A 26382-nucleotide genomic window follows, 5' to 3' on the forward strand; every position below is an offset into this window, starting at 1 on the left:
CGCTTCTTCTCGCCGTGGCCCTTACGGTCGGCCTGGGCGCCCGGCTTGTCCGCCGGGGCGGCGAACGCGGTCGCCGGACCGGCGAGGGCACCGCCGACGAACGCGGCACCAGCAGCGGTCAGAACGGTCTTACGCAGAAGATCGGTACGCATGATTGGTCGAAGCCTTTCGCTCGGGGGAAACCGCGCCGGCACGCAAAAGGGGGGAAGGCGCCGCACGCGACAGGAAAGGGTGATTTCCAAAGGACCAGCCCGGCGGGGGTGCTCGGGGGTCCGGGGATGTAACCGATCCGGGCCCACGGCCATTCCGGCTCACCACCACCCCGCAGAAAGGGGCGGCTCGGGGATCCCGGCCGGACGCCTCGGGGGACGCCCTGCGGTCACCGCATGTACAACGACCCGCCCCACCCGGCCATTCCACGACCGGAGTGGCCCCGACCACGGCACAGCCGACCCCGATACCGGACACCCCGCCCACGACACCCCAGCCGGAACCGGACATCCCACCCAAGACCACCCCGCGCAGCCATCGGGACGCAAGCACACCCTCGAGATCTTGGAAGGAGATGGCCCCCGGAGGGACCGAAAGCTTCCAAGATCTCCGGCGCGCCAGTCACGACTCGCCGAAAACGGTGCGGGGCCGGCAGGGAACCGCCGCACGGCGGTCCGGCGTGCTGGGGGCGAGGTGGGCGCCGGCCAACCGTCGCGACCTCGGCCGGGTCTACCGGGCTGGCGACGAACGCAGAAAGGGCGACGGCCCGGTGGCGGGTGCCACCGGGCCGTCGCCCGTCGTGCGGTTTGCCCTTACTCGTCCGCGCCCGCGGTGGCCGCGCCACCGAGGTCGGCCGGGACGGCGTCCGGCACCTCGACCGGCTTGTCCGCACCGCGGAAGACGAGCTTGGACTTGTCGATGTTGTCCGGGTCGCCCTCGCAGTCCACCACGACGATCTGACCCGGGGTCAGCTCGTTGAAGAGGATCCGCTCGGACAGGTTGTCCTCGATGTCGCGCTGGATCGTGCGACGCAGCGGACGCGCACCGAGCACCGGGTCGAAGCCCTTCTTCGCCAGGTACTTCTTGGCGTTGTCGGTCAGCTCCAGGCCCATGTCCTTGTTGCGCAGCTGCGTCTCGATCCGCTGGATCATGATGTCCACGATCGAGAGGATCTCGCTCTCACGCAGCTGGTGGAAGACGATGGTGTCGTCGATCCGGTTGAGGAACTCAGGCCGGAAGTGCTGCTTGAGCTCGTCGTTGACCTTCTGCTTCATCCGGTCGTAGTTCGACTCGGAGTCCTCAGAGGCCTGGAAGCCCAGCGACACCGCCTTGGCGACGTCCCGCGTGCCGAGGTTGGTGGTCAGGATGATGACCGTGTTCTTGAAGTCCACGATCCGGCCCTGACCGTCGGTGAGCCGACCGTCCTCCAGGATCTGGAGCAGCGTGTTGAACACGTCCGGGTGGGCCTTCTCGATCTCGTCGAAGAGGACCACCGAGAACGGCCGACGCCGCACCTTCTCGGTCAGCTGCCCGCCCTCGTCGTAGCCGACGTAGCCGGGAGGGGCACCCACCAGCCGGGAGACCGTGTACCGGTCGTGGAACTCGGACATGTCCAGCTGGATCAGCGCGTCCTCGCTGCCGAAGAGGAACTCGGCGAGCGCCTTGGACAGCTCGGTCTTACCGACACCGGACGGGCCGGCGAAGATGAACGAGCCGGACGGGCGCTTCGGGTCCTTCAGGCCGGCCCGGGTACGCCGGATGGCCTTCGAGACCGCCTTGACCGCGTCCTCCTGGCCGATGACGCGCTTGTGCAGCTCGTCCTCCATGCGCAGCAGGCGCGAGGTCTCCTCCTCGGTCAGCTTGTAGACCGGGATGCCGGTCCAGTTGCCGAGCACCTCGGCGATCTGCTCGTCGTCGACCTCGCTGACGACGTCCAGGTCACCGGCCTTCCACTCCTTCTCCCGCTGCGCCTTCTGACCGAGGAGCTGCTTCTCCTTGTCACGCAGCTGGGCGGCGCGCTCGAAGTCCTGCGCGTCGATCGCGGACTCCTTGTCGCGACGCACCTGGGCGATGCGCTCGTCGAAGTCGCGCAGGTCTGGCGGCGCGGTCATCCGGCGGATCCGCATCCGGGCACCGGCCTCGTCGATCAGGTCGATCGCCTTGTCCGGCAGGAAGCGGTCGGAGATGTACCGGTCGGCCAGCGTGGCGGCGGCCACCAGCGCGGCGTCGGTGATGCTTACCCGGTGGTGCGCCTCGTAGCGGTCCCGCAGGCCCTTGAGGATCTCGATGGTGTGGGCCAGCGACGGCTCACCCACCTGGATCGGCTGGAAGCGGCGCTCGAGGGCGGCGTCCTTCTCCAGGTGCTTGCGGTACTCGTCGAGCGTGGTCGCGCCGATGGTCTGCAGCTCGCCGCGGGCCAGCATCGGCTTGAGGATGCTCGCCGCGTCGATCGCGCCCTCGGCGGCACCCGCGCCGACCAGGGTGTGGATCTCGTCGATGAAGAGGATGATGTCGCCCCGGGTGCGGATCTCCTTGAGCACCTTCTTGAGGCGCTCCTCGAAGTCACCGCGGTAACGGGAACCGGCGACCAGGGCACCGAGGTCGAGGGTGTAGAGCTGCTTGTCCTTCAGCGTCTCGGGCACCTCGCCCTTGATGATCTTCTGGGACAGCCCCTCCACCACGGCGGTCTTGCCGACGCCGGGCTCACCGATCAGGACCGGGTTGTTCTTGGTGCGGCGGGAGAGCACCTGCATGACCCGCTCGATTTCCTTCTCGCGCCCGATGACCGGGTCGAGCTTGCCCTCGCGGGCGGCCTGGGTCAGGTTACGGCCGAACTGGTCCAGCACGAGGCTGGTCGACGGCGCGGCCTCACCCGGCGCGGCACCGGCCGCGGCGGGCTCCTTGCCCTGGTAGCCCGAGAGCAGCTGGATCACCTGCTGGCGGACCCGGTTGAGGTCGGCGCCGAGCTTGACCAGCACCTGGGCGGCGACGCCCTCGCCCTCGCGGATCAGACCGAGCAGGATGTGCTCCGTGCCGATGTAGTTGTGGCCGAGCTGCAGCGCCTCGCGCAGCGACAGCTCCAGCACCTTCTTGGCCCGCGGCGTGAACGGAATGTGCCCGCTCGGCGCCTGCTGGCCCTGGCCGATGATCTCCTCGACCTGCTGACGGACGCCCTCGAGGGAGATGCCGAGGCTCTCCAGGGCCTTTGCCGCGACACCCTCACCCTCGTGGATCAGGCCCAGCAGGATGTGCTCCGTACCGATGTAGTTGTGGTTGAGCATCCGGGCCTCTTCCTGGGCCAGGACGACAACCCGTCGCGCTCGGTCGGTGAACCGCTCGAACATGCCCTCGTGCTCCTCACGTGCCGTGCGCCTTGATGGTCTAGATCTTGGCGGGGCCGGTGCGCGGACGTCCGGGACGGGCGTCCGTGCCTCATTACTCTATCGCCGCGGACCGACTCAGCTGAGGTCGTGTGTCCCCGCCAAATGCCGCGTACGCGTCGTTTTGCACAACCGTCCGCGCTCAGAAGGTGTTCCGGTAGCCCGACCTCTACGCGCAGAGCGAAATTCGGCGACCTCCCGGACACCACCCGAAGGGTGTGCGGGGCGCCTCACGACCCGGACCCGGGCCGCCGGGACTCATCCACAGGCTGTGGACAGAATCTCCACCGGTTGTGGACAACGCCCGTCCGCCGGGGTTTCTTCCCGCCGACCGGGTCCCGGTTTCCGGCCCACCGGCCCGACCCCGCCGGCTCCGAGCCGACCGGCCGCCAAGACGTCCGCCAGCGCGTCACAGCGTCCGCGCGGGCCCGGAAACGGCGGCGCCGGCCCGGAGCGGTGCTCCGGACCGGCGTCGAGGCCGCGCGCTGCTCAGTGGCCGGCGCGGGCGTGGTACTCGTCGACGATCTCCTGCGGGATGCGGCCCCGGTCGGAGATATCCTTGCCGGCCTTCTTGGCCCAGGCACGGATCGCCCTGTTCTGCTCGCGGTCGGCGGTGGCGCCGCCCCGGCCCCGGGCGGCCCGGCCACCCACGACCACGCCGCCCCGGCCGACCTTGGTGCCGTGGGCGATGTACGTCGCGAATACGTCCCGCAATTTCTCGGCGTTGACGCTCGACAGGTCGATCTCGTACTGAACGCCGTCCAGGGCGAACTTGACGGTCTCGTCAGCGTCCCCGCCGTCCAGGTCATCGACCAGCTTATGAATGATCTGCTTGGCCACGTCCCACATTCCTTTCGAGCAGGGTGCACCTGCGAATCTCGCAGGCAACAATAACCCGTATGGCGCGCGGCGCGTCAATAGGACGCGGTAAAGAGTCCCAGAAGTCGACCGATCACTCGGGGCGGACCAGCGGGAACAGGATGGTTTCCCGAATTCCCAGGCCGGTCAGCGCCATGAGTAGCCGGTCGATTCCCATTCCCATGCCACCGGCGGGCGGCATTCCGTACTCCATCGCCCGGAGAAAGTCCTCGTCGAGCCGCATGGCCTCGTCGTCACCGCGCGCGGCGAGCTGCGCCTGGGCCACCAGACGGTCCCGCTGGACCACCGGGTCCACCAGCTCGGAGTACCCCGTGCCCAGCTCGAAACCGAGCACGTAGAGGTCCCACTTCTCGGTCAGCCCCGGTTCGCTGCGGTGCGCCCGGACCAGCGGACTGGTCTCCTCCGGGTAGTCCCGCACGAAGGTGGGCTCGACCAGACCCGGGACGACCAGTTCCTCGAACAGTTCCTCGGCGAGCTTGCCCGGACCCCACTTCGGGTCGACCGACAGGTCCACCTTCTCGGCGTACTCGACGAGGCGCGCCCGCTCGGTGCGGACCGTGACCTCTTCGCCGAGCGCTTCGGAAAGGGCCCCGAAGAGGGTCACCGAACGCCACTCACCACCGAGGTCGAACTCGCGGCCGTCCGCGTGGGTCACCACGGTCGAGCCACTGACCGCGATCGCCGCCCGCTGGACGAGATAGCGAGTCAGCTCGCCGATCGTGTCGTAGTTGCCGTACGCCTCGTACGCCTCCAGCATCGCGAACTCGGGCGAGTGCGAGGAGTCGATCCCCTCATTACGGAAGTTGCGGTTGATCTCGAAGACCCGGTCGACACCGCCGACCAGCGCGCGCTTGAGAAACAGTTCCGGCGCGATTCGCAGATACAGATCGGTGTCGAGTGCATTGCTGTGGGTCACGAATGGGCGGGCGGCCGCGCCGCCGTGCAGCAACTGGAGCATCGGGGTCTCCACCTCGAGGAAGGCCCGCTCGTGCAGCGAGTCGCGCAGGCTGCGGACCGCGGTCGCCCGGGTACGCACCATCTGGCGCGCCTGCGGACGGACGATGAGGTCGACGTAGCGCTGCCGGACCCGGGCCTCCTCGCTCAGCGGCTTGTGCGCCACCGGCAGCGGGCGCAGCGCCTTCGCGGTGATCGCCCACTCCTCCGCCAGCACGGACAGCTCGCCGCGCCGGCTGGTGATCACCTCGCCGGTCACCCCGACCTGGTCGCCGAGATCCACTTGGCGCTTCCAGTCCTCCAGCCGCTGGGCGCCGACCCGATCCAGGGAGAGCATCGCCTGCAGCTCGGTGCCGTCGCCGTCCCGCAGGGTGGCGAAGCAGAGCTTGCCGGTGTTGCGAATGAAGATCACCCTCCCGGTGACCGAGGCGCGGTCCCCGGTGGCCGTATCGGTGGGCAGGTCGGCGTACTTCTGCCGGATCTCGGCGAGCGTGCTGGTGCGCGGGTAGCCGAGGGGGTACGGCTCGACACCCTCGGCGAGCATCCGGTCCCGCTTCTCCCGGCGGACCTTCATCTGCTCGGGAAGGTCGTCGGCGGGGTCGACTGGCACGGCGTTCTGCTCGGTCACGGCAGGCTTCCTCAGAAGGAGAATTCGGGCGGGTTCAGGCCCCGAGCGTACTCAAGGGTCCGCACGGGTGTTACGGGATAACCTGCCGGCCATGACCCACCCCACTGAGGCGCTGTCATTCGGCGCCGCCGCGGCCGACTACGACCGGTTCCGCCCCCGCTACCCGGAGGCCGCGCTGCGCTGGGCGATGGCCGGGCTCGCCACGCCCGCCCGTACCGTCGACCTGGGCGCCGGCACCGGGATCCTCGCCCGCGGTCTGCTCGCCCTCGGCCACGAGGTCACCGCCGTCGAACCCGACCCGGGGATGCGGGCGCAGTTCGAGACCACCACGCCGGGCGCGCCGGCCCTGGCCGGCAGCGCCGAGTCGATCCCCCTTCCCGACGGGTACGCGGACGCGGTGCTGGTCGGGCAGGCGTACCACTGGTTCGACCGGGAGCGGGCGCACCTGGAGATCGCCCGGGTGCTGCGACCGGGCGGGGTCTTCGCCGCGGTCTGGAACCTGCGCGACGACCGGGTCGGGTGGGTGAACGAGCTGAGCCGCATCGCCGAGATCGGGGACACCGTCGACCACCTGCGGGGGTTCGTGACCGGGTTCGGCGGCAACTTCACGGAGCCGGAGTGGGCGGAGTTCCCGCACGTCACCACGCTGACCCCGGACGAGCTGCTCGGGATGGTCCGCACCCGTTCGCACTACCTGGTCGCCGACCGGGAACAGCGGGCGCGGGTCGACCGGGAGCTGCGGCATCTGCTCGACACCGACCCGGACCTGGCCGGCCGCGAGACGATCGAGCTGCCGTACCGGACGCTGGCGATCCGCGCTCAGACGTTGCGGTCGTAGACCATCCGCAGGCCGATCAGGGTGATCATGGGCTCGTGGTGGGTGATCGTCCGGCATTCGTTGATCACCAGCGAGGCCAGGCCGCCGGTGGCGATCACCGCCTTCACCTCCCCCATTTCCTCGCTCATCCGCTCGACGATCCGGTCCACCTGGCCGGCGAAGCCGAAGTAGAGGCCGGCCTGGAGGCACTCGACGGTGTTCTTCCCGATCACCGAGCGCGGCCGGGTCGCCTCGACCTTGCGGAGCTGTGCGGCGCGGGCGGCGAGGGCGTCGAAGGAGATCTCGATGCCGGGCGCGAACGCGCCGCCCAGGAACTCCCCCCGGCCGCTGATCACGTCGAAGTTCGTGGTGGTGCCGAAGTCCACGACGATCGACGGCCCACCGTAGAGGGTGTAGGCGGCCAGCGTGTTGACCACCCGGTCGGCGCCGACCTCCTTGGGATTGTCGATCGCGAGCTGCACGCCCGTCCGCACCCCCGGCTCGACGATCACGTGCGGCAGGTCGGCGTAGTAGCGGTCGAGCATCGTCCGCAGCGAGCGCAGCGCGGCCGGGACCGTCGAGCAGGCGGCCACCCCGGTGATCTCGACGGCGTCCCCGGCGAGCAGGCCGCGGAACATCAGGCCCAGCTCGTCCGCCGTCGACCGCGCATCGGTCTTGATCCGCCACGAATGCACCAGCTTGTCACCGTCGAAGGTCGCCAGCACGGTGTTGGTGTTTCCGATGTCGATGCAGAGCAGCACGCTCGCAGCCTAGACAACGCCGATATCGGCGAAGCGCGCAGCGGCCGGTGAACCGTATCCTGGTCGACATCGGGACATGAACATCGGTCTATCCACGGCGCGCCGGACGGGGAGCGGACATGTCGGGGATGTGGTTGATCCGCGGGCGTAACGCATTGCGCCGGCGCCGCCGGCATGTGCTCGTCCTCGTCGCCCTCGCCGGCGGGGCGCTCTGGATGATCGTCCAGGCCTGGCGGTCCGGGCAGACCTTCCGGGGTGACCTCTACCTGAACGTCGGCGCCGCGCTGATCATGACCCTGCTGACGTACGTCGTGCTGAACCCGCTCTTCCGGGAACTCCAGACGGCCAGCATCATCGAGCACCCCCGCCTCGACCGGGACGCCCTGATCGAGCGGGTGGCCCAGTCCCGGGAGACGGTGGCGATCCTGGAGACGTGGACCAGCATGCTGGAGGGCCCGTACGCCGACCGGTTCTCCGACGCGCTGCGCTGCGCCCTCGCCAACGGGGCGACCGTCCGGATGCTGCTGCTCGACCCGGACTCGCCGGCGGTCCGGCTGCGCGGGGCGGAGCTGCGCCGGCGGGACGCCTCGGTGGCCATCCTGAACAACATCTGGCACCTGGCCCGACTGCGGGAGGAGCTGCCGGAGTCCAGCCGGACGCGCCTTCAGGTACGCGTCTACAACGCCGCGCCGTCGGTGCAGATGTACCGCTGGGACGGCAAGGCGTTCATCTCGTTCTTCCCGGTCCGGGGCAGCACCTTCGACACCCAGCAGATCGAGGCGTACGTCTCCACGCCGCTCGGCGAGTTCGTGGCCGACCGGTTCACCGAGCTGTGGGAGACCGCCCCGGTCCAGGACCTCGAGTCCTGCCTGGCGCTGCGGCTCTGCCTGCGTCAGGCCGGCCGGGAGCTGGAGACCTGCGAGGCGCTCTACGTCCGGGTCGACGGCGACTGGTACATCGCCGGGCGCGACCTGGTCCGCAACGTCGCCCGCCACGGCCTGGGCGGGCTGACCGTCGTGCTGGACCGGCCGGAGGCCGCCGGCGACGTGTTCGACCTCGGGGAGGCCGACGAGCTGGCCCCGGAGGTGTACCGCCGGGTGGTGGAGCTGTTCCGCGCCAAGTACGGCCTCGACGGCCGGCACGACACCGAGAACCGGGTGATCTTCAACCTGGTGGACGCTCGGCTGACCCGTGCGGCGTGACGGGTCACTCCGTCCGCAGGTCCAGCGCGATGTCCAGGATGGGCGAGGAGTGGGTGAGCGCGCCGACCGACAGGAAGTCCACGCCGGTGGCCGCGTACTCGGCCGCCCGGCCCAGGGTCAGCCCGCCGGTCGCCTCCAACTGGGCCCGGTTCCCGACCGCGCACACCACCTCGCTCAGCATCTCCGGTCTCATGTTGTCGAGCAGCAGGAAGTTGGCCCCCGCCTCGACCGCCTGGATCGCCTCGGCGACCGTGTCGACCTCCACCTGCACCGGCACGTCCGGGAACGCCTCGCGGACCCGCCGGAACGCCGCCGCGACCCCGCCCGCCGCCAGCTTGTGGTTGTCCTTGACCATCGCGACGTCGTGCAGGCCCATCCGCTTGTTGGTGCCGCCGCCCGCGCGGACCGCGTACTTCTCCAGCGCCCGCAGGCCCGGCGTGGTCTTGCGGGTGTCGAGCACCATCGCCTTCGTGCCGGCCAGCGCGTCCGCCCACGCCCGGGTGTGGGTGGCCACCCCGGACATCCGGGAGAGCAGGTTGAGCGCGGTGCGCTCGGCGGTGAGCAGAAGCCGGGTCGGGCCGGTCACCGTCGCCAGCACGTCGCCGAGCGCCACCCGCTGCCCGTCGTGGGCCACGAGGGTCACCAGCACCGTACGGCTGGCGCCGGTCACCTCTCCGACCAGCTCGAACACGGCCGCGGCCACCGGCAGCCCGGCCACCACGCCGTCGGCGCGGGCCACCAGGTCGGCCGTGTCGGTCTGCGCGTCGGGGATGGTGGCGACGCTGGTGACGTCGAGGAAGTCCGGGCCCAGGTCCTCGACGAGCGCCTCGGTCACCACCCGGCGTACCGGCTCCGGGTCCAGACCAGCGTCGCGCAACGCCTGCTCGGTCGCCTCGTTCATGCCGTCTCCTCCCACGTTCGCGTCAGCCGGCCCTGCGCCCCGATCGAGCCGACCAGGTGGCCGCGCCACCGCTCGTCGGCGACGGGGAAGTCCTCCCGCCAGTGGCAGCCCCGGGTCTCCTCGCGGGCGTACGCGGCGGCCACCAGCGTCGACGCCACGGTGAGCAGGTTGGTGGCCTCCCAGTCCGGGGTGCGGGGCCTGCCCCGCCCGTCCCCCAGGGCGCCCAGCGTGGCCGCCGTCCCGGCCAGCGTCGTGGCCGACCGCAGCACCCCGGCGCCCCGGGTCATCGCCCGTTGCAGGGCCGGCGTGCCGGTGGCCGGCAGCACCCAGCCCTCGCCGCCGGTCCAGGCGCCGGTGCCCGCCGGCTTCGCCTGCTCCGGCAGGCCGGTCGCCAGGTCGTCGGCGATTCGCCGGGAGAACACCAGCCCCTCCAGCAGCGAGTTGCTGGCCAGGCGGTTCGCGCCGTGCACCCCGGTGCAGGCGACCTCGCCGCAGGCGTACAGGCCGGGGATCGAGGTGCGGCCCCGCAGGTCGGTGCGGACGCCGCCGGAGGCGTAGTGGGCGGCCGGGGCGACCGGGATCAGGTCGGTCGCCGGGTCGACGCCGATGGCCAGGCAGGACGCCACGATCGTCGGGAACCGCCGGGCGAGGAAGTCGCCGCCGAGGTGCCGGGCGTCGAGGAAGACGTGGTCCGCGCCGGTGGCGAGCAGCACCCGGTGGATGCCCTTGGCGACCACGTCGCGGGGGGCCAGCTCGGCCAGCTCGTGCTGCCCGACCATGAACCGCTTGCCGTCGCCGTCCACCAGGTACGCGCCCTCGCCGCGCAGCGCCTCGGAGACCAGCGGCTGCTGGGCGTGCCCGGCACCGGGTACTCGGGCGGCCTCGGGCACGATGAGCGCGGTCGGGTGGAACTGGACGAACTCCACGTCGGTGACGGCCGCGCCGGCCCGCAGGGCGAGCGCCACGCCGTCGCCGGTGGAGACGGCCGGGTTGGTGGTGGCCGCGAAGATCTGGCCCATCCCGCCGGTGGCGAGCACCACCGCGCGGCCCAGGACCGCGCCGACGCCGTCCTCGCTGCCCTCGCCCAGCACGTGCAGCGTGACGCCGCAGGCCGGGCCGAGCCCGTCCGGGCCGTCGCCGGGGGCGCGGAGCAGGTCCAGCACCAGGGCGTGCTCGACGAGCCGGATCCACGGGTCCCGGCGGACGGCGGCGTGCAGCGCCCGCTGCACCTCCGCCCCGGTGGCGTCGCCGCCGGCGTGCACGATGCGGTCCGCCCGGTGCCCGCCCTCCCGGGTCAGCATCAGCGAGCCGTCCGGGTTCCGGTCGAACTCGGCGCCGATCCGCATCAGCTCCCGCAGCCGGATCGGCCCCTCCTCGACCAGGACGCGGACCGCCGCCGGGTCGCAGAGCCCGACGCCGGCGATCTCGGTGTCCGAGGCGTGCGCCGCCGGGGTGTCGTGGGGGTCGAGCACGGCCGCGATGCCGCCCTGCGCCCACCGGGTGGAGCCCTCCTCGATGTCGACCTTGGTGACCACCGTGACGTGCAGACCCGCCTCACGCAGGTGCAGCGCGGCGGTCAGCCCGGCGACGCCCGAGCCGACGACGACCACGTCGGTCGTCTCCACCCAGCCGGGCGCGGGGGCGGCCAGCAGGCGGGGCAGGGCCGGCAGGTCGACGGTCGGTAGGTCCATGCCTCCAGTCAACCCGAAGGCGCCTCACGCGGGGCGGCGGGGGCGGGACGAGTGGTTTGGGCTACGTCGTGCCGGGGGCGGCCGGTGCGCGCCGGTCGCCCGGTCAAGCCCGTCACCCGTCACCCGTCACCCGTCACCCGAGGGTTCCGGCGAACCGGATCGGTGGATCTCCTCGGCGGGTCCGCCTCAGCCGGTCCATGTCAGCGGGTGCGGACCGGCAGACCGGACGGGCCCGTGCCCTTGAGCGAGCCGGTCACCGCCCGGTCGCTGAGCCACAGGTAGCAGCGCACCCCCCGGTCGCCGACCCGCCACCGGCCCGCACCGGGTGGGCGGACCACCACGTCGCCGCGGAACCGCAGGGTCACGTCGTCGGGTACGCCCACGTACCGGGCGATCGTGCTGCGACAGCCCGCGTAGAGGGGCGCCCAGTCGGCGTCCCGGGCCGGGTACGGCCGGTCGGGCGCCCGCCACACCCCGACGAACTCGGCGTCGTGGCGGGTGCCGCAGTCCACCGGGAGCAGCGTCTCCACGCCCCCGCCCCGGTCCCGCCGGCTCTGCTGGCAGCCGAGGCGCAACGGCGACGGGCCGGCCAGCGCGCCCCGGAGGCTGCCGGTGCGGGCGACCACGGTGGCGGCGGCCTCGGCGGTGCTCACCTCGGTCAGGTCGCACCGGTACCAGCGGGAGCCGGACGTCCAGCCGGGAGCCGAGGGCACCGCCACCGATAGCCGCAGCCGGCCGGCGCGCCAGTCGTCGCCCACGTACGCGGTCGCGCGGGTGTCGCACTCGGCGAAGGCGCCCCGGAAGTCGGCCGAACCGCCGGCCGGTGGGGCGGCCTGGTCGGCGGGGAACGCCCCCACGTGCACGGCCTCGACCCGGTGCTGCGCCGCACAGTCGACCGGCTGGTACGCCGCCAGCGTCACCACGTCGGCGACGTCGGCGTGGCAGACCCCGCCCTCGGGTGTGAAGGGGCCGGCCGCCGGGACCGCACGCCAGTCGTCCGTCAGATCACCGTCACCAGGACCCGCGCACCCGGCCAGCAGCGCTCCCACGGCAAGAACCGCGATGACGCCGCGCCCGACCCGGTCCCCCACGCCGCCTCCCCAGCCGACGCCCGCCCAATGGGACGGTCCGACCAGAGTAACCGTGAATGACGTCCCGGTGACAGACCGGATGTACGCCCCAGCCGCCGCGATCTTGCAGTTTGCGCCCCGACAAACCGGACGCATCGCCCCATAAAAGGGGCCGAAACTGCAAGATCGCCGCGAGTTCGGGGTCAGGAGAGGGAGGAGAGGGCGGCGGCCAGGGGGTTCGGGATCGGGTCGCCCGCGGTGCCGGGGGCGGCGGTCGTCGGGTCGGTGTTCAGGTCGACGACGCGGTTGTCGGCGTCGACGTGCACCACGCGGGGCTGGTACGTGCGGGCCTCGGCGTCGTCCATCTGCCCGTACGAGATGAGGATGACCAGGTCACCCGGGTGCACCAGGTGGGCGGCGGCGCCGTTGATGCCGATCACGCCGCTGCCCCGCTCGCCCGGGATCACGTATGTCTCCAGCCGGGCACCGTTGGTGATGTCCACGATCGCCACCTGCTCGCCGGGCAGCAGGTCGGCCGCGTCGAGCAGATCCTGGTCCACCGTCACCGACCCGACGTAGTGCAGGTCGGCCTGGGTCACCGTGGCCCGGTGGATCTTCGACTTGAGCATGGTGCGCAGCATCGGGGCGCCTTTCGATGATGTGGTGGGGTCAGGACCGCGGGGCGAGGCGGACGGGCGCGTTGTCGATCAGGCGGGTGGTGCCGACCCAGGCGGCGACGAGCAGCCGCGCCGGCCCGGCGACCGGCCCGGGCTCCAGATCCGGGTCGGTGAGCACCAGATAATCCAGTTGGGCGCCCGGCGTACCGGAGCCGAAGGCGGCGTGCGCGGCGGCCAGGACGGCTCCGGCGTCCGCGCCCGCGTCGGCGGCCTCGGCCCCCGCGCGCAGCGCCGCCGACAGGGCCAGCGCGGCCCCACGCTCGGCGGGCGACAGGTAGCGGTTGCGGCTGGACAGCGCCAGCCCGTCCGGCTCCCGGACCGTCGGCACCCCGACGATCTCCACCGGCACGTCCAGGTCGCGGACCATCCGGCGGACCAGGGTCAGCTGCTGGTAGTCCTTCTCGCCGAAGAAGGCCAGGTCCGGGCGGGTGAGCTGGAGCAGCTTCAGCACCACGGTGAGCACGCCGTGGAAGAAGCCGGGCCGGCTCTGCCCCTCCAGCTCCTCGCCGAGCTGGCCCGGGTTGACCCGGACCCGGGGCTGGCCGTCCGGGTACATGTCGGTCACGGCGGGCGCGAAGACCACGTCCGCGCCGGCCCGCCGGCAGATCTCCAGGTCCGCGTCGAGCGTGCGCGGGTACCGGTCGAAGTCCTCGTTCGGGCCGAACTGGAGCGGATTCACGAAGATCGTGACGATCATGCTGTCGGCCTGCTCGCGGGCGGCCCGCAGCAGCGTCTCGTGCCCGGAGTGCAGCGCACCCATGGTCATGACGACGCCGACGGTGCCCGTCAACCCGTTGCGCGCCGCCGCCAGCTCGGCGCGGGTGTGCACCAGCTCGGTCACGCGGCCACCTCCCGGTCCCTCCCACTCAGCACGTCCAGCAGCGGCTCCGCGTCGACCGGGCGCAGCCGCCCGGCCGCGATCGCGCGGTCCGCGGTCCGTCGTGCCAACGCCAGGTAGGGGGCCACGGATTCCGGCGCGGTCGCCGCGAGCCGGGCCAGGTGCCGCTCGACCGTGCCGGCGTCGCCCCGGGAGACCGGGCCGGTCAGCGCGTCGTCGCCGAGGCGCAGGGCGTTCTCCAGGGCGGCCCGCAGCAGCGGGGCGAGCACCTTCTCCGGCTGGGCCACCCCGGCGTCGCGCAGCCGGTCGGCCGACTCGTTGACGAGGGTCACCAGGTGGTTGGCGCCGTGCGCCAGCGCCGCGTGGTAGAGCGGGCGCTCCGCCTCGCCGATCCACTCCGGCACCCCGCCGAGGTCGGCGACGAGCCGGGCGGCGAGCGGCCGCAGCTCCGCCGGGGCGGTCACCCCGTACGAGATGCCGGCCAGGCGGGTCAGGTCGTCCGGCGTACCGGTGAAGGTCATGGCGGGGTGCAGAGCCAGCGGGCGGGCACCGACCTCGGCGGCCGGGGCCAGCACGGCCAGGCCGTGGGCGCCGGAGGTGTGCGCGATCACCTGGCCGGGGCGCAGCGCGCCGCTGCGGGCGAGCCCGGTGACCACGCCGGCGAGCGCGTCGTCCGGCACCGCGAGCAGCAGGAGGTCGGTGGCGGCCCGGGCCACCGAGGTGGCCGAGCGGCGCGGGACCGAGGGGAGCAGCAGCGCCAGCCGGGCGCGCGACGCGCCGGAGACCGCGGCGGCGGCCACCACCCGGTGGCCGGCGGCGGCGAGGGCGGCCCCCAGGACGGCACCGACCCGGCCGGCGCCGATCACGCCGACGGTCAGGAAACGGGGAGCGGGCGCGTCGGCCGGCCGTGCGGCGGGCCCGCGACGCGGGCGCAGCGGAGCGCTCATCGTGACGATCCAGTCCTCGAGAAGGGGTACCGGTCGACCGCAAGTATGCGCCGCAGCGACGGAGCTGAAACAAGACTGTGTGAAAACGTTCACCGGTCACACGGGGTGGTGTGAAGAAGGGCCCCTTCCTCTACCGGAGGCGTTAAGAAGGGGCCCTTCCTTTCACGCCAGGAAGCCGGCGTCCAGGAACTTGAAGTTCGTGTCCGGACGGGCGTCGCCGTCCTCACCCGGGGTCTCCGGGGTGTTCCGGCCGTCGTGCACCACCAGCAGGCCACCCGGGAAGCCGGGCAGCGGCGTCGCGACGACCGCTGCGCCGTCGCACTCCTGCGCGCCGTCCACCCGGCCGTCGGCCACCGCGAAGCGGCCGGTCGGGCGGTTGGTGCGCCGGTCGTACGTGTAGAAGGTGTCGTCGCCCTGGCTGGACACCACCAGGGTGCCGGTGGAGTAGCCGGTCGGGTAGATCGCCAGGCCCTCCACGTCCTGCGCGATCCGGCCACCGAAGCCCGGGTCGGCCGCATGGTCGGTCACGCAGTCCTCCTCCTCGGCGTCGTAGCTCGCCGGGATCCCGAACTCGCGGACCCGCTCCACCGGCACCGGCGTACCGGCGAACCGGCCGCCGTCCAGCCGGGTCCGCCACAGGCCGACCTTCTCCTGCGCCAGGTAGACCACGCCGGTGGCCGGGTCGACCACGGTCCCCTCCACCTGCGGGCCGTCGCCCGGCTCGCTGCACGGCGACCAGGTGGTGCCGTCCGGCAGCGCGTACGTCGACGGCAGCGTGAGCCGGTCCACCGGCCGGTAGGTGACCCGCCCGGCCCGCTCCACCAGCCGGAACACCCCCACCTCCGGGGTGCTGCGCCGGCTGACCACCGCGTACACGTGCCCGTCCCGGTCGGTGAACGTGCCCAGCCCGTACGCCGTCCGCTGCGTGTTCACCTCGGCCTGGTCGCGGCTGAAGGCGAACGGCACGTCCGGGGCGGTCACGTCGACCAGCCGCCGGGTCGCCGGGTCGATCCGGTAGAAGCGCAGCTGGTCCCGCCCCCGGTCGGTCACCACCGCCAGGTCGGCCTTCCGGTGCCCGAGCCGAAAGCCGTGCACCAGGTCCACGTTGTTGAACCGGCCCGCCTCGTCCTCGGGGCCGGGTGCCGGCGGGGTGGGGATCGCCTGCCGCTCCCGCGCCCGCAGGTCGTACACGCGCAGTCCGCCGTTCTTCGCGGTCGCCACGACCAGGCTGCCGGCCCGGTCGGTCGGGTGCACCCAGATCGCCGGGTCGTCGGCGTCGGCGTCACCGCCGGCCGCGTCGTCGAAGAGCGAGGGGGTCTCGGCCATGGCCCGCACCGCGCGGGGCTCGTCGCCCGGTGCGGCGCCGGCCGGGACGCCGGCCAACAACAGGGGTACGACCGCCAGGGCGGGGATCACCAGTCGTCTCATACCGGCTGACCGTAGGGTCGGCACGGTGACGGCCCCTGAACGAGGGATGAACTGATGTCGATCCGCTGGCGGGACGCGATGGACCGCGCGTTGTACGGCCCGGGCGGCTTCTTCGTCTCCGGCCCCGGACCGGCCGACCACTTCCGCACGAGCGTGCACGCCTCACCCGCCTTCGCTTCGGCGCTGCTCCGCCTGATCCACCAGGTCGACGCGGCCCTCGAGCATCCGCCGGTACTCGATGTGGTCGACGTCGGGGCGGGTCGCGGTGAACTCGTGCGTTCCCTCGCCGCGTTGCTCACGGCCGGGGTTTCGTCGCCGCCCGCCGCGGTGGTGCCGCTGGCTCAGCGGGTACGGTTCACCGCCGTCGAACTCGCCCCGCGCCCGGAGGACCTGCCCGCCCAGATCACCTGGATGAACGAGATCCCCTCCGGCATCACCGGAGTGCTCCTAGCCACCGAATGGCTCGACAACGTCCCCCTGGACCTGGCCGTCCCCGCCTCGAATGGCTGGCGCTACATCCTGGTGGACCCCACCTCAGGCGAGGAGACCGTGGGCCATCAGGTCACCCCGGAGGACGCCGACTGGCTCTCCACCTGGTGGCCCCTCCCGCCCAGGACCCCGTTGATCAAGAAGTTTTCGGGTGGCGGAGGCCCGGAATCCGACCAAAACCTCTTGATCAACGAGGTGGGCGTGCGGGCGGAGATCGGGCGGGGACGGGATGAAGCCTGGGCGGAGGCAGTTGGGAAGGTGGAGCGGGGGCTGGCGTTGGCTGTGGACTACGGGCACCTGCGGCGGGGTCGGCCCCTTGACGGGTCGTTGGCCGGGTATCGGGGTGGGCGGCAGGTTCGGCCGGTGCCGGATGGGTCCTGTGACGTCACCGCGCACGTCGCCATGGACTCGGTCGCCTCCGCCGGTGAGCGGGTCGCGCGGTGTGCGTACTCCCTGGTCATGCAGCGGGAGGCGCTGCGGGCGCTCGGGGCCGACGGCGGGCGACCGCCGCTGAGCCGGGCCTCCGCCGACCCGGTGGGGTACGTGCGGGCGCTGGCCGCCGCGTCGGCGGTGGCCGAGCTGACCGACCCGGCCGGCCTCGGTGGACACTGGTGGCTGCTCCAACCGGTCGGCGTCGCCCTCGACCCGCTCGTGGCACGATGACGGGCATGACGACGGACGCCGACCTCCGCGAACTGACCGTCGGCACCGGCGCCGGCGGGGAGCAGCTCGGCGCCGACATGGTGCTCAACATCGGCCCGCAGCACCCGTCCACGCACGGCGTGCTCCGGCTGCGGCTGGTGCTCGACGGCGAGCGGGTGGTGAGCGCGGAGCCGATCGTCGGGTACATGCACCGGGGCGCGGAGAAGCTGTTCGAGGTCCGTGACTACCGGCAGATCATCGTGCTGGCGAACCGGCACGACTGGCTGTCGGCCTTCTCCAGCGAGCTGGGCGTGGTGCTCGCCGTGGAACGGCTGATGGGCATGGAGGTGCCGGAGCGGGCCACCTGGTTGCGGATGGCGCTCGCCGAGCTGAACCGAGTTCTCAACCACCTGATGTTCCTCGGCTCGTACCCGCTGGAGATCGGCGCCATCACGCCGATGTTCTACGCGTTCCGCGAGCGGGAGACCCTCCAGGCGGTGATGGAGGAGGCGTCCGGCGGGCGGGTCCACTACATGTACAACCGGGTCGGCGGGCTCAAGGAGGAGGTGCCGGCCGGCTGGACCGGCCGGGCCCGGTCCGCCATCGCCGAGGTACGGCGGCGGTTGCCGGACCTGGACAACCTGATCCGGCGCAACGAGATCTTCCTGGCCCGCACCGTCGGGGTGGGGGTGCTGTCCGCGGCGGACGCCGCCGCGTTCGGCGCGTCCGGGCCGGTCGCCCGGGCCTCCGGGCTCGACCTGGACCTGCGCCGGGACGAGCCGTACCTGGCGTACGACCAGCTCGACGTGCCGGTGGTGACCCGCACGGCCGGGGACTGCCACGCCCGCTTCGAGGTGCTGCTCGACCAGGTGTACGCGTCACTCGAACTCGCCGAGCAGTGCCTGGACCGGGTGGACCGGCTGAGCGGCCCGGTGAACACGCGGCTGCCGAAGGTGCTCAAGGCTCCCGAGGGGCACACCTACGCCTGGACCGAGAATCCGCTCGGCATCAACGGCTACTACCTGGTGTCGCGCGGTGAGAAGACGCCGTGGCGGCTCAAGCTGCGCACCGCGTCGTACGCCAACGTGCAGGCGCTGGCCACACTGCTGCCGGGCTGCCTGGTCCCGGACCTGATCGCCATCCTCGGCTCGATGTTCTTCGTGGTCGGCGACATCGACAAGTAGACCGGCCCGGGCGCCCGCCCGGACGCGTCAGCGCCAGTAGTCCGTCGGGCGGGGGCCGCCCGCACGGGGGCCGTCGTCCTGGGGCGGGTAGCCGTAGTGACCGGGCTCGGACGACCACTGGCGTTCCGGCTGCCGCTGCCGGGGCACCTGCCACTCGTCCGGCACCGGCACGCCGCCGGCGGGCAGCGCCGGCCGGTCCTCCGCCTCGGCCCACGAACCCCGCCACGCGTCCTCACGGTCCCGCCCCGGCTCGTCCCGGCGTACCGACGCCCACCGGTCCGCTACCCGGAACTCGGTGCCGGTCTGGTCCGCGAGCACCTCGGCCCGCCGCTCGCCCATCCGCAGCTCACGACCCCGGTCGTCCTCGCGGACGGCCGCCCAGCGGTCCCCGGCGCGGGCCTGCGACCAGTACTCGCCGTCCTCGCCACCACCGTCCGGCACGGTCGACCGGCCCCGGCCGTACGCCTCGGCGGAGGTGTCCCGGGACTGCTCACCGCCCCAGCCGCGGTCGTCGCGCTGCTCGGACCAGCCGCGGTCCTCCCACTGCTGCCCGGGTCGGGCGGGCTCGTCGCGCTCGCCCCATGCGCGGTCGTCACGCCGGTCACGCTCGTCTCGGCCCGACCACGACCGGTCGTCCGACTCCGGTTGGCCGGCCCAGGACCGGTCCTCGCCGTCCCCGGTCCAGGGCCGCTCCTCCGGACCCGGCGACCGGCGGCCCGGGTAGCCGCCGTACCGGGTGCCGGTCTCGCCGAGCACCGGGCCGGCGCCGTCCACGATGGTGTGCCGGGTCGTGACGTGCACGGTCTCGGTGTGCCGCACCACGCCCACCGGCCGGTGGCCGGGCTGGCCGTCGTCCGCCGACCAGGAGCCGTAGCCCGCCCGCTCGGCGCCGTACCCGGGAGCCGGATGCTCACCGCCGTAGGTGCCGCCGGTGGGGCGGTCGCCGCCGCCGTACACGCCCGGCGCCGGGCGGTCACCGCCGTACACCCCGGTCGAGCCGGTGCTCGGACGGTCAGCGGGGTACCCGCCGGCGGCCGGTCGATCCCCGCCGTACACGCCGGCGGACCCGGTGGCGGGCCGGTCGCCGCCGTACACGCCTGCCGAGCCCGCCGCCGGGCGGTCGTTCGGGTGCGGGTCGGCGCGTCGGGCCGGACCCTCGTCCTCGCGTTCCGAGGCACCCCAGCGGGCGTTCTCGGCCGGCTCGTCGGCGACGCCCACCCGGGCGCGGCCCGCGTCGGCCGGGCCAGCCGGCGCCGCGGTGCCTGCGTCGAGACGCCGGCGTAGGGCGCCGACCGCCTCGTGGGCCCGGTGGGCCTGGTCGAGGGCCTGGTTACCGCGCTGGGCGGTGGCCACGATCTCGCCGCGCAGCTCCCGCCGAAGCGCTTCGATCTCCTGGCGCAGCTCCTCGCTCCCCGTGCCGCCGTCGACCCGCAACGCGATGGACAGCCCGATCAGCACAACGGCCAGGATGGCGAGGACGGCTGCGAAGCGTAGCGGACCGTTACCGTCCGCAACGAGAAGTATCAGCGCCGCCACGGGCGCGAGGGCCACGCCGACCCAGAAGAGTGCCGTCAGCAGCGACGGATTGCGCGTGTCGTCGGTGTCTACCGGGGCGGGCATGGCTGTGCAGCCTACCGAGAGTTGCGCCACCTGGGAACGGCCGAGAGCGCCCTCCGACCTGGTTACTCAAGAGTAGTTTTCGCAGGTGGCGCGGGCCGGCCGCCGGTGCCCCAGGGCGACCGGTTGCCGGCCCATATCGTGCCGCCGGATGGACGGTCAGCCGGCGGCGAGCGCCCCGTCGGAGGAGAAGACGAGACCGACGCTGGCGGCGCCCGTCTTCAGCGCGTTCTTCGTCTGCGGACCACCCGCGTCGAGGGAGCTGAACGACCCGGCCTTGAAGTTGTAGACCTGGATCAGCCCGGCCTGGCACTTCGGTCGCTGCGGGCACTCCGGCGGGCCGGCCAGCACCGTGGCCTGGCCCGAGCACTTCTCGGCCAGCTCCGAGAGGGTGCGCACCGCGTACTTGTCGGCGAAGGCGCTGGTGACGGCGAACGCGTTCTGGTCCTGGGCGGCCGAGGGCGCGCCGAACGCCAGGCCGGCCTTGTCACCGGCGGCCTTCAGCGCGGCGACCGTCTTCTCCAGATCCGGCGACGAGACCGGCTCGGCGTTCTGCCCGTTCGCCTTGGTGTTGAGGAACTCCGCCATGGTCGCCGCGTACTCCGGAACGACCTGGATCTCACCCTTCTCCAGGGCCGGCTCGTAGAGCTCGCGGCTGCCGATCTGCTGCACGGTCACCTGGTAGCCGGCCGCGGTGAGCGCGATCTTGTACAGCTCGGCGAGGGTCTGACTCTCGCTGAAGTTGCCGGCCCCGACCACGATGCGGCCGCCGGGGCCCTTCGCAATGCCGGCGGTCACGTTGTTGGCGGTGGCGAACTCGCCCGCGGCGACGGCCGGCGTCTTGCGGTCGACGTCGACGGCCTTGTTGAGCTGGATCAGCTTGGGCGTGTCCAGCGCTGCGGAGACCTTGTCCAGCGCGGCGACAAGCTGCGGCGTCGCGACGTCGCCGTTGACGGCGGGGATGACGTTGTCGGTGTTCTGGAGCTTCTTGTCGTCCTCCAGGACGACGAGCTGGTCACCGGCGACCGGGGCGCAGCCGGCCCCGGACGCGGCCTGCTCGGGCGCGTCGGTGCCGGACGAGCCGGCCTCCCCGCAGCCGGTCAGCAGCCCGGCCGCGGTGAGGGCGCCGACCGCGCCGATCGCCAGGCGTGTGCGTGCTCGCATGTGTGCCCGCCTTCCGTGTCCCGGCGCGACCCCTCCGGGCCGGCCGCGTGTCCGACGGGCGATCCTTAACCGCCCGCGTTGTCCACCCAACATCCTCCATACGGGGTCCGACAAACTTGGGCCGGGCTTTGTCACCGGATCGTCACCCGCGGATCAACCGCCGGCGGCGTTCCAGGGGCCGCGCCGGCCGCCGCGCCGCTCAGGTGCCGGCGACCGCATCGGCCGCACGGCGGTTCGCGCGGCGCCGGCCGCCGCGCAGCGGGCGCGGGGTGACGAGGCGCTCGACCAGGGCCAGGAGCAGCTCGACCAGCACGGCGAGCCCGGCCACGAGCAGGCCGCCGGCGAGGATCTGCCCACCGCCCGCGGCGATGTCCAGGCCGAACCCGGCGCGGATGATCTGCCCCAGGCCACCACCGTTGACGAAGGACGCCAGCGCGGCGGTCGCCACCACCTGCACGGTCGCCGTCCGGAAACCGGCGGCCAGGTAGGGCACCGCGAGCGGCAGCTCGACCCGGCGCAGCAGCTGCCAGCCGGAGAAACCCATCCCGCGCGCCGCGTCGCGGGCCTCCGGGTCGGCCTGACGCACCCCGGTGTACGCGTTGGCCAGCAGCGGCGGCACCGCGAAGACGGCCAGCGCCACCACCACCGCCGGCCGGCCGAACCCGAGGAAGGTGAGCGGCAGGATGGCGAGCAGAGCCAACGTCGGGACGGCGAGCGTGAGGTTGGCGACCAGCACGACCAGCCCCCCGCCCCGCCCGGTGTGCCCCAGCCAGAGCCCGATCGGCCACGCGACCAGGCAGCCCAGGGCCACCGCCGCCGCCGACATCGACAGGTGCTCGCCCAGCCGGTCCAGAATGCCGCCCGGGTTGGTCCAGTTCAGCGGGTCGTTGAGCCAGACCAGAGCCGCCTCGATCGGGCTCACCGCCACCGTCCTCCCGTACCCCCGGGGATGGCCCGCCGGGACGCGCCGCCACCGGACACCCGGACCGTGCGCACCGCGGCGCTCACGCCGGGCTCCGGCGCCGCAGCCACGGGGTGAGCAGGCGGCCCACAGCGGCGAGCAGCAGGTCCAGCACAAGGGCGAGCAGGACGCAGAGCAGGGTCCCGGTCATGATCTGCGCCTTGTAGAAGTTGTTCTGGAAACCCGCGAAGATGAGCTGGCCGAGGCCGCCCCGCCCGATCACCACACCGACGGTCACCAGGGCCACCGTGGACACCGTCGCCAGCCGCAGCCCGGTCAGGATGCCGGGCAGGGCGAGCGGCAACTCGATCCGGAACAGGCGCCCCCAACGGCCGTAGCCCATCCCCTCCGCCGCCTCCCGCACCTCGGGAGGCACCTGCGTGAGCCCGGCCAGCGCGTTGCGCACGATCACCAGCAGCGCGTAGAGCGCCACCACGCTGAGCACGGTCACCGCCCCGATGCCCAGGTACGGCGCGAGGAACGCGAACAGCGCCAGCGACGGGATCGTGTAGAGGACGCCGGTGGCCGCCAGGATGGGGCCGGCCAGCGGGCGGAACCAGTACGCCGCCACCGCCAGGGGCAGCGCCACCAGCACGGCGATGAGCACCGCCCGCGCGGTCAACGAGGTGTGGTCACGCAGCGCGGCGAGGATCGTGTCAGAGTTGTCCCGCACGTACTGCCAGGAGAACCACGGGTTACCCGGCTCGACCCGGTAGCTCAGGCGGAAGGACATGTGTGGACGTTACCCCGGAGGGGCCCGCCGACGCCGGGGCGCGGGCGGCGTCGATCACGCTCGACGCGATCAGCAAACGCTACCCGGACGGCACCGAGGCGGTCCGGGAGCTGACCCTGGACGTCGCCGCCGGTGAGCTGGTGGTGCTGATCGGGCCGTCCGGCTGCGGCAAGTCGACGGTACTGCGGATGATCAACCGGCTCGTCGAGCCGACCGGCGGCCGGATCCTGCTCGGCGGGGACGACGTGACGCGGGTCGACCCGGTGCGGCTGCGCCGCCGGATCGGGTACGTCATCCAGAACGTCGGCCTCTTCCCCCACCAGACCGTGAGCGCGAACGTCGCCACCGTGCCCCAACTGCTCGGCTGGCCCCGGGAACGCCGTCGCCAGCGGGTCGCGGAGCTGCTCGAACTGGTCGGACTGGATCCGGCGCAGTTCGGCCGCCGCTACCCGCACGAGCTGTCCGGCGGCCAGCGGCAGCGGGTGGGCGTGGCGCGGGCGCTCGCCGCGGACCCGGTGGTGCTGCTCATGGACGAGCCGTTCTCGGCGGTCGACCCGATCGTGCGGACCCGGTTGCAGGAGGAGTTCCTCCGGTTGCAGGCCGAGGTCCGCAAGACCATCGTGCTGGTGACCCACGACCTCGACGAGGCCGTCCGGCTGGGCGACCGGATCGCGGTGCTCTCCCAGGGCGGCCGGCTGGAGCAGTACGACACGCCCGCCGCCGTCCTGGGCACGCCGGCCACGCCGTTCGTGCGCGAGTTCGTCGGCGCCGACCGGGGCATCCGCCGGCTGGCCGTCACGCCGGTCACCCGGGAGGCGGTCGAGCCGCTGCCCGCGGCGGCGGTGAACGGGCTGCCCAGGGTCCCGCTCGGCGGATCGGCGTACGACGCGCTGGGCGTCCTGCTGACCTCCGCCGCCGACCGGGTGGTGGTGACCGAGGACGACCGGCCGGTCGGTGTGCTCACCCGGGCGCGGCTGCTCGACCTCGGGCGCCCGGCGTCCTGACGGCGGCCGGTTACCGCCGTCCTCCTACGGCCGTCGGTCGCCGTGACCGTCAGGTGGCCGTCGCCGTCAGGTGGCGCGGCCGCCGTGGCCGTCAGGTGGCGCGGCCGCCGTCAGCGTCAGGCGCGGCCACCGACCCCGGCCGCGGTCACTTCGGGTGCTTCATCAGGTAGTCGATGAAGGCCGCCCGCAGCAGCGGAGCCGACTCCTCGTAACCGTGACCGGTCAGCTCCCGCCACAGCGCCACCGCCTCGTCGATGGTCGGCCCGACCGAGTTCGGGGCCCCGTCGAGGGCCGCCGCCTCGTCGGCGTTCGGCAGGTGACGCAGCACCGACCAGAAGAAGCCCACGTCGCGGCGCTCCCGGGCCACCGCGAACGCCTGCTCGCGCAGCTCCTCGGTGGACAGTGCGTCCAGCTCCTCGAACGACCGCCCGGTGGGGGACGTCGATGGTGTGTCGGTCATGTCGCCGAGCCTAACCGGCGAGATCACCGCCGACCCGGTGGACGCGGGGCTGCGCGCCGTCGAGCGGGGGGCGCCGGGCTCACCGGTCGCCGGAGTCCCAGCCCCGGCCGCTCTCCCACTTCGGGACGTTCCACGGGTCCACCGGGTTCTCGGCATGGTGGGTCGGCAGGGCCGGCGGCCAGTCACCGATCGGGTCGGCGCGCTGCACCGCCCAGCCGCTGCTGATCCGGCCGTCCGGATCCGGGTTCCCGTCCGTCCCGGACGCGTCGACGCGGGGCCGTCCGTACGTCTCGACCAGCCGGGTGACCACCAACCCGACGCCGAGGGCCCCGGCAGCGACCGCCCACCGGCTCACGGAGTGACCCTCCGCCCGGAGGTCCGCGACGACGAGCGTCACCAGCGACACCGCCAGCAGCGTGCCGAGGATCCCACCGCGGCGGCCGAAGGCGCTGGTCCCGGCGAGCAGGCACGTGCCGACGGCCAGGACCGTCCAGTCGAGTCCGGTCACCGGGGCGACCGGACCGACGTCGCCGGTCCCCAGCAGAGCCCCGGCCAGCGCCGCCAGCACGGTGGACACGACCAGCGCGACGCCGGCCACGACGCCCGCAAGCACGCCCCGGCGGCGGGCCGGGTCGACGACCGGCCGGAACCGGCCGACCAGCCGACGGACCGGCCGTAGCGCGGCGAACAGCCCGGCGAGCACCGCGACCGCCGCGAACCCGGCGGCGAGGTACAGCGCGTCCCGCGCCGGGTCGTAGTCGCCCTGCGGCAGGACGGGCGCGGAACGCTGCTCGATGAACACGATCACCCCCGCGCCCGCGGCGAGGCTGGCCGCCCAGCTGGGGACGTGCAGCACCACCACCGCGAGCGCCAGGACCAGCCCGCCGAGCGCCGCGGCGACGAGGGCCGGGCCCACGGCCGCCCCCAACCCCCGGTCGCCCTGCTCGGCCACGTGCAGCGCCACCGCGACGGCCACCGGCCCGATCGCCAGGTTGACGGCGGCGGTACGCAGACTCACCCCGGCGGCGAACGCCAGCAGCCCGAGCACGACCGCGTCGACGAGCAGCTCGCGCAGCCCGTCACCCCGGAACCTGTCCGGGTCCTCCCGCCAGAGCAGGTACGCGACGCCGGCCAGTCCGACGAGGAGCAGGACCTCCCACACGACGTGGACGGCGAGCCGGTCCCGGCCGGGCTCGCCGTGCGCCGGGTCGTCGAAGACGTTCTCCAGCACCGAGGCGGGGATCCCGGACGAGGTTTCGGCGGACTCCCGCCCCGGTTCGTCGTACCCCATGCGCCCGCCTTCCAGGTGGCCGCCCGTCCAGGGTCCGACGCGCGGGCGGACCGGCGCGGCCTTTGCTCTCCGGTCGCAGGCACCGTACCCGCGCGCGAAGCGTGGCGAAAGCCCCTGCTCAGCGCCGACCGGGGCGGCCCTCCCGGTCGCCGGGCTCCCGATCCTCGTCGTCCTCCTGCTCGGGCACCCGGCACGACCGCTCCAGCCACAGCGCCGCCGCCACCAGCGCCAGGGAGGCGAGCAGGCCTGCGCCGGCCACGGGCCGGTCGTCCATCGCGGCGTCCGTGCTCTCCACGAACAGCCACCCGGTCAGGCCGCCGTAGAAGCCGGCGAAGATCGCACCGGCCAGCGCCGATGCCTTGGCCAGCACCACGAAGCGGGCGACCAGCAGCGGATTCACCGGCTCGCGACCGGGCCTCCGCTCGATCCGCCCGCGGGTGTTGACCGCGGCGTACGCCTCCAGCACGGCGAGCGCGGCCAGGGTGACCACCGGCAGCCACGGCAGGTCGGGCAGGTAGTCGTAGTAGAGGAAACTGACCAGCAACCACGCCACCGCGGCGGCCGCGAGACCGGCCACCACCAGCGTCGAGATCCGCGTGGGGCCCATCCGACCGGAACCCTTGCCACCCGGAGGTGGCGACTGCGCCTGCGTCATGCCGGACGGCTCCACTGC

The 26382-nt window shown here is 73.1% G+C and carries 23 protein-coding genes; 5 read left to right on the plus strand and 18 right to left on the minus strand.

All coding sequences use genetic code 11. The annotated features are described in order from the left end of the window. Positions 1–803: 803 nt before the first annotated feature. The 3 genes from ACTMS0_RS22510 to lysS all read right to left on the minus strand — a co-directional run bounded on the left by ACTMS0_RS22510 (position 804) and on the right by lysS (position 5832). Positions 804–3335, minus strand: coding sequence for an ATP-dependent Clp protease ATP-binding subunit (locus tag ACTMS0_RS22510; protein WP_441157236.1), 2532 nt, complete (start codon positions 3333–3335; stop codon positions 804–806). A 525-nt stretch (positions 3336–3860) separates the two neighbouring features. Beyond that, positions 3861–4211: a histone-like nucleoid-structuring protein Lsr2 gene (locus tag ACTMS0_RS22515; RefSeq protein WP_441157237.1), complete on the minus strand. Its 351-nt coding sequence runs from the start codon at positions 4209–4211 to the stop codon at positions 3861–3863. 112 nt (positions 4212–4323) lie between these two features. Further along, the gene (gene lysS / locus ACTMS0_RS22520; protein WP_441157238.1) at positions 4324–5832 is read right to left on the minus strand and encodes a lysine--tRNA ligase; all 1509 of its coding nucleotides are present in this window, start codon (positions 5830–5832) and stop codon (positions 4324–4326) included. A 91-nt stretch (positions 5833–5923) separates the two neighbouring features. Here lysS and ACTMS0_RS22525 point away from each other — a divergent pair, with 91 nt between their 5' ends. Next, complete coding sequence (locus tag ACTMS0_RS22525) at positions 5924–6670, plus strand: class I SAM-dependent methyltransferase (RefSeq protein WP_441157239.1); 747 nt, start codon at positions 5924–5926, stop codon at positions 6668–6670. On the opposite strand, the gene ACTMS0_RS22530 is transcribed toward ACTMS0_RS22525, so the two are convergent. Continuing rightward, positions 6652–7410, minus strand: a complete 759-nt coding sequence (locus tag ACTMS0_RS22530) for a type III pantothenate kinase (RefSeq protein WP_441157240.1) — start codon at positions 7408–7410, stop codon at positions 6652–6654. The genes ACTMS0_RS22525 and ACTMS0_RS22530 overlap by 19 nt on opposite strands. Positions 7411–7529: 119 nt before the next feature. Here ACTMS0_RS22530 and ACTMS0_RS22535 point away from each other — a divergent pair, with 119 nt between their 5' ends. Further along, positions 7530–8612 carry a DUF5919 domain-containing protein gene (locus tag ACTMS0_RS22535; RefSeq protein ID WP_441157241.1) on the plus strand — a complete coding sequence of 361 codons (1083 nt, stop codon included), beginning with the start codon at positions 7530–7532 and terminating at the stop codon, positions 8610–8612. 4 nt (positions 8613–8616) lie between these two features. Here the strand turns inward: ACTMS0_RS22535 and nadC are convergent, their stop codons facing one another. The 7 genes from nadC to ACTMS0_RS22570 form a co-directional block, all read right to left on the minus strand. After that, positions 8617–9513 carry a carboxylating nicotinate-nucleotide diphosphorylase gene (gene nadC / locus ACTMS0_RS22540; protein ID WP_441157242.1) on the minus strand — a complete coding sequence of 299 codons (897 nt, stop codon included), beginning with the start codon at positions 9511–9513 and terminating at the stop codon, positions 8617–8619. Then, entirely contained in the window at positions 9510–11204 is a 1695-nt protein-coding gene (locus ACTMS0_RS22545; protein ID WP_441157243.1) for an L-aspartate oxidase, read from the minus strand. Before ACTMS0_RS22545 ends, nadC begins: the two co-directional genes overlap by 4 nt. Before the next feature lie 200 nt (positions 11205–11404). Continuing rightward, on the minus strand, positions 11405–12295 hold the full coding sequence (locus ACTMS0_RS22550; protein ID WP_441157244.1) for a septum formation family protein: 891 nt from the start codon (positions 12293–12295) through the stop codon (positions 11405–11407). A 182-nt stretch (positions 12296–12477) separates the two neighbouring features. Beyond that, complete coding sequence (gene panD, locus ACTMS0_RS22555) at positions 12478–12915, minus strand: aspartate 1-decarboxylase (protein WP_441157245.1); 438 nt, start codon at positions 12913–12915, stop codon at positions 12478–12480. 28 nt (positions 12916–12943) lie between these two features. Further along, on the minus strand, positions 12944–13792 hold the full coding sequence (gene panC, locus ACTMS0_RS22560) for a pantoate--beta-alanine ligase (protein WP_441157246.1): 849 nt from the start codon (positions 13790–13792) through the stop codon (positions 12944–12946). Next, the gene (locus ACTMS0_RS22565) at positions 13789–14736 is read right to left on the minus strand and encodes a Rossmann-like and DUF2520 domain-containing protein (protein ID WP_441157247.1); all 948 of its coding nucleotides are present in this window, start codon (positions 14734–14736) and stop codon (positions 13789–13791) included. The genes panC and ACTMS0_RS22565 overlap by 4 nt, the downstream gene beginning before the upstream one ends. Positions 14737–14898: 162 nt before the next feature. Further along, on the minus strand, positions 14899–16164 hold the full coding sequence (locus ACTMS0_RS22570; RefSeq protein ID WP_441157248.1) for a phytase: 1266 nt from the start codon (positions 16162–16164) through the stop codon (positions 14899–14901). 54 nt (positions 16165–16218) lie between these two features. Between ACTMS0_RS22570 and ACTMS0_RS22575 the strand changes: the two genes are divergently transcribed. Together ACTMS0_RS22575 and ACTMS0_RS22580 are read left to right on the plus strand one after the other, a co-directional pair. Beyond that, on the plus strand, positions 16219–17316 hold the full coding sequence (locus tag ACTMS0_RS22575) for an SAM-dependent methyltransferase (RefSeq protein ID WP_441157249.1): 1098 nt from the start codon (positions 16219–16221) through the stop codon (positions 17314–17316). After that, positions 17313–18479 carry an NADH-quinone oxidoreductase subunit D gene (locus ACTMS0_RS22580; RefSeq protein ID WP_441157250.1) on the plus strand — a complete coding sequence of 389 codons (1167 nt, stop codon included), beginning with the start codon at positions 17313–17315 and terminating at the stop codon, positions 18477–18479. Before ACTMS0_RS22575 ends, ACTMS0_RS22580 begins: the two co-directional genes overlap by 4 nt. A 27-nt stretch (positions 18480–18506) precedes the next feature. On the opposite strand, the gene ACTMS0_RS22585 is transcribed toward ACTMS0_RS22580, so the two are convergent. From ACTMS0_RS22585 to ACTMS0_RS22600, 4 genes are all read right to left on the minus strand, one after another. Continuing rightward, positions 18507–20099 (minus strand): hypothetical protein, encoded by a 1593-nt coding sequence (locus ACTMS0_RS22585; protein WP_441157251.1) that lies wholly within the window; start codon positions 20097–20099, stop codon positions 18507–18509. A 156-nt stretch (positions 20100–20255) separates the two neighbouring features. Continuing rightward, positions 20256–21260, minus strand: a complete 1005-nt coding sequence (locus ACTMS0_RS22590) for a glycine betaine ABC transporter substrate-binding protein (protein WP_441157252.1) — start codon at positions 21258–21260, stop codon at positions 20256–20258. A 199-nt stretch (positions 21261–21459) separates the two neighbouring features. After that, the gene (locus ACTMS0_RS22595) at positions 21460–22182 is read right to left on the minus strand and encodes an ABC transporter permease (RefSeq protein WP_441157253.1); all 723 of its coding nucleotides are present in this window, start codon (positions 22180–22182) and stop codon (positions 21460–21462) included. Between the two features lie 82 nt (positions 22183–22264). Then, positions 22265–22954: an ABC transporter permease gene (locus tag ACTMS0_RS22600; protein ID WP_441157254.1), complete on the minus strand. Its 690-nt coding sequence runs from the start codon at positions 22952–22954 to the stop codon at positions 22265–22267. Positions 22955–22956: 2 nt separating this feature from the next. Between ACTMS0_RS22600 and ACTMS0_RS22605 the strand changes: the two genes are divergently transcribed. After that, positions 22957–23958 carry an ABC transporter ATP-binding protein gene (locus tag ACTMS0_RS22605; protein ID WP_441157255.1) on the plus strand — a complete coding sequence of 334 codons (1002 nt, stop codon included), beginning with the start codon at positions 22957–22959 and terminating at the stop codon, positions 23956–23958. 145 nt (positions 23959–24103) lie between these two features. On the opposite strand, the gene ACTMS0_RS22610 is transcribed toward ACTMS0_RS22605, so the two are convergent. The 3 genes from ACTMS0_RS22610 to ACTMS0_RS22620 all read right to left on the minus strand — a co-directional run bounded on the left by ACTMS0_RS22610 (position 24104) and on the right by ACTMS0_RS22620 (position 26364). Beyond that, positions 24104–24418 (minus strand): hypothetical protein, encoded by a 315-nt coding sequence (locus ACTMS0_RS22610; RefSeq protein ID WP_441157256.1) that lies wholly within the window; start codon positions 24416–24418, stop codon positions 24104–24106. A gap of 79 nt (positions 24419–24497) precedes the next feature. Next, the gene (locus ACTMS0_RS22615) at positions 24498–25709 is read right to left on the minus strand and encodes an ABC transporter permease (RefSeq protein ID WP_441157257.1); all 1212 of its coding nucleotides are present in this window, start codon (positions 25707–25709) and stop codon (positions 24498–24500) included. 118 nt (positions 25710–25827) lie between these two features. Continuing rightward, a complete protein-coding gene (locus ACTMS0_RS22620) occupies positions 25828–26364 on the minus strand; it encodes a DUF3180 domain-containing protein (protein WP_441157258.1) in 537 nt (178 codons plus the stop codon). Positions 26365–26382 lie beyond the last annotated feature (18 nt).

Origin of the sequence: Micromonospora sp. H33, from assembly GCF_052068455.1 — a bacterium.
Taxonomy (GTDB): Bacteria; Actinomycetota; Actinomycetes; order Mycobacteriales; family Micromonosporaceae; genus Micromonospora.

Coding starts and splice junctions, on each gene's coding strand:
- ACTMS0_RS22610 (WP_441157256.1), bottom strand. CDS start 24,418: ATGACCGACACACCATCGACGTCCCCCACCGGGCGGTCGTTCGAGGAG.
- ACTMS0_RS22620 (WP_441157258.1), bottom strand. CDS start 26,364: ATGACGCAGGCGCAGTCGCCACCTCCGGGTGGCAAGGGTTCCGGTCGG.
- ACTMS0_RS22510 (WP_441157236.1), bottom strand. CDS start 3,335: ATGTTCGAGCGGTTCACCGACCGAGCGCGACGGGTTGTCGTCCTGGCC.
- ACTMS0_RS22580 (WP_441157250.1), top strand. CDS start 17,313: ATGACGGGCATGACGACGGACGCCGACCTCCGCGAACTGACCGTCGGC.
- ACTMS0_RS22525 (WP_441157239.1), top strand. CDS start 5,924: ATGACCCACCCCACTGAGGCGCTGTCATTCGGCGCCGCCGCGGCCGAC.
- ACTMS0_RS22615 (WP_441157257.1), bottom strand. CDS start 25,709: ATGGGGTACGACGAACCGGGGCGGGAGTCCGCCGAAACCTCGTCCGGG.
- ACTMS0_RS22585 (WP_441157251.1), bottom strand. CDS start 20,099: ATGCCCGCCCCGGTAGACACCGACGACACGCGCAATCCGTCGCTGCTG.
- panD (WP_441157245.1), bottom strand. CDS start 12,915: ATGCTGCGCACCATGCTCAAGTCGAAGATCCACCGGGCCACGGTGACC.
- ACTMS0_RS22545 (WP_441157243.1), bottom strand. CDS start 11,204: ATGGACCTACCGACCGTCGACCTGCCGGCCCTGCCCCGCCTGCTGGCC.
- ACTMS0_RS22565 (WP_441157247.1), bottom strand. CDS start 14,736: ATGAGCGCTCCGCTGCGCCCGCGTCGCGGGCCCGCCGCACGGCCGGCC.
- ACTMS0_RS22570 (WP_441157248.1), bottom strand. CDS start 16,164: ATGAGACGACTGGTGATCCCCGCCCTGGCGGTCGTACCCCTGTTGTTG.
- ACTMS0_RS22575 (WP_441157249.1), top strand. CDS start 16,219: ATGTCGATCCGCTGGCGGGACGCGATGGACCGCGCGTTGTACGGCCCG.
- ACTMS0_RS22600 (WP_441157254.1), bottom strand. CDS start 22,954: ATGTCCTTCCGCCTGAGCTACCGGGTCGAGCCGGGTAACCCGTGGTTC.
- ACTMS0_RS22590 (WP_441157252.1), bottom strand. CDS start 21,260: ATGCGAGCACGCACACGCCTGGCGATCGGCGCGGTCGGCGCCCTCACC.
- ACTMS0_RS22535 (WP_441157241.1), top strand. CDS start 7,530: ATGTCGGGGATGTGGTTGATCCGCGGGCGTAACGCATTGCGCCGGCGC.
- nadC (WP_441157242.1), bottom strand. CDS start 9,513: ATGAACGAGGCGACCGAGCAGGCGTTGCGCGACGCTGGTCTGGACCCG.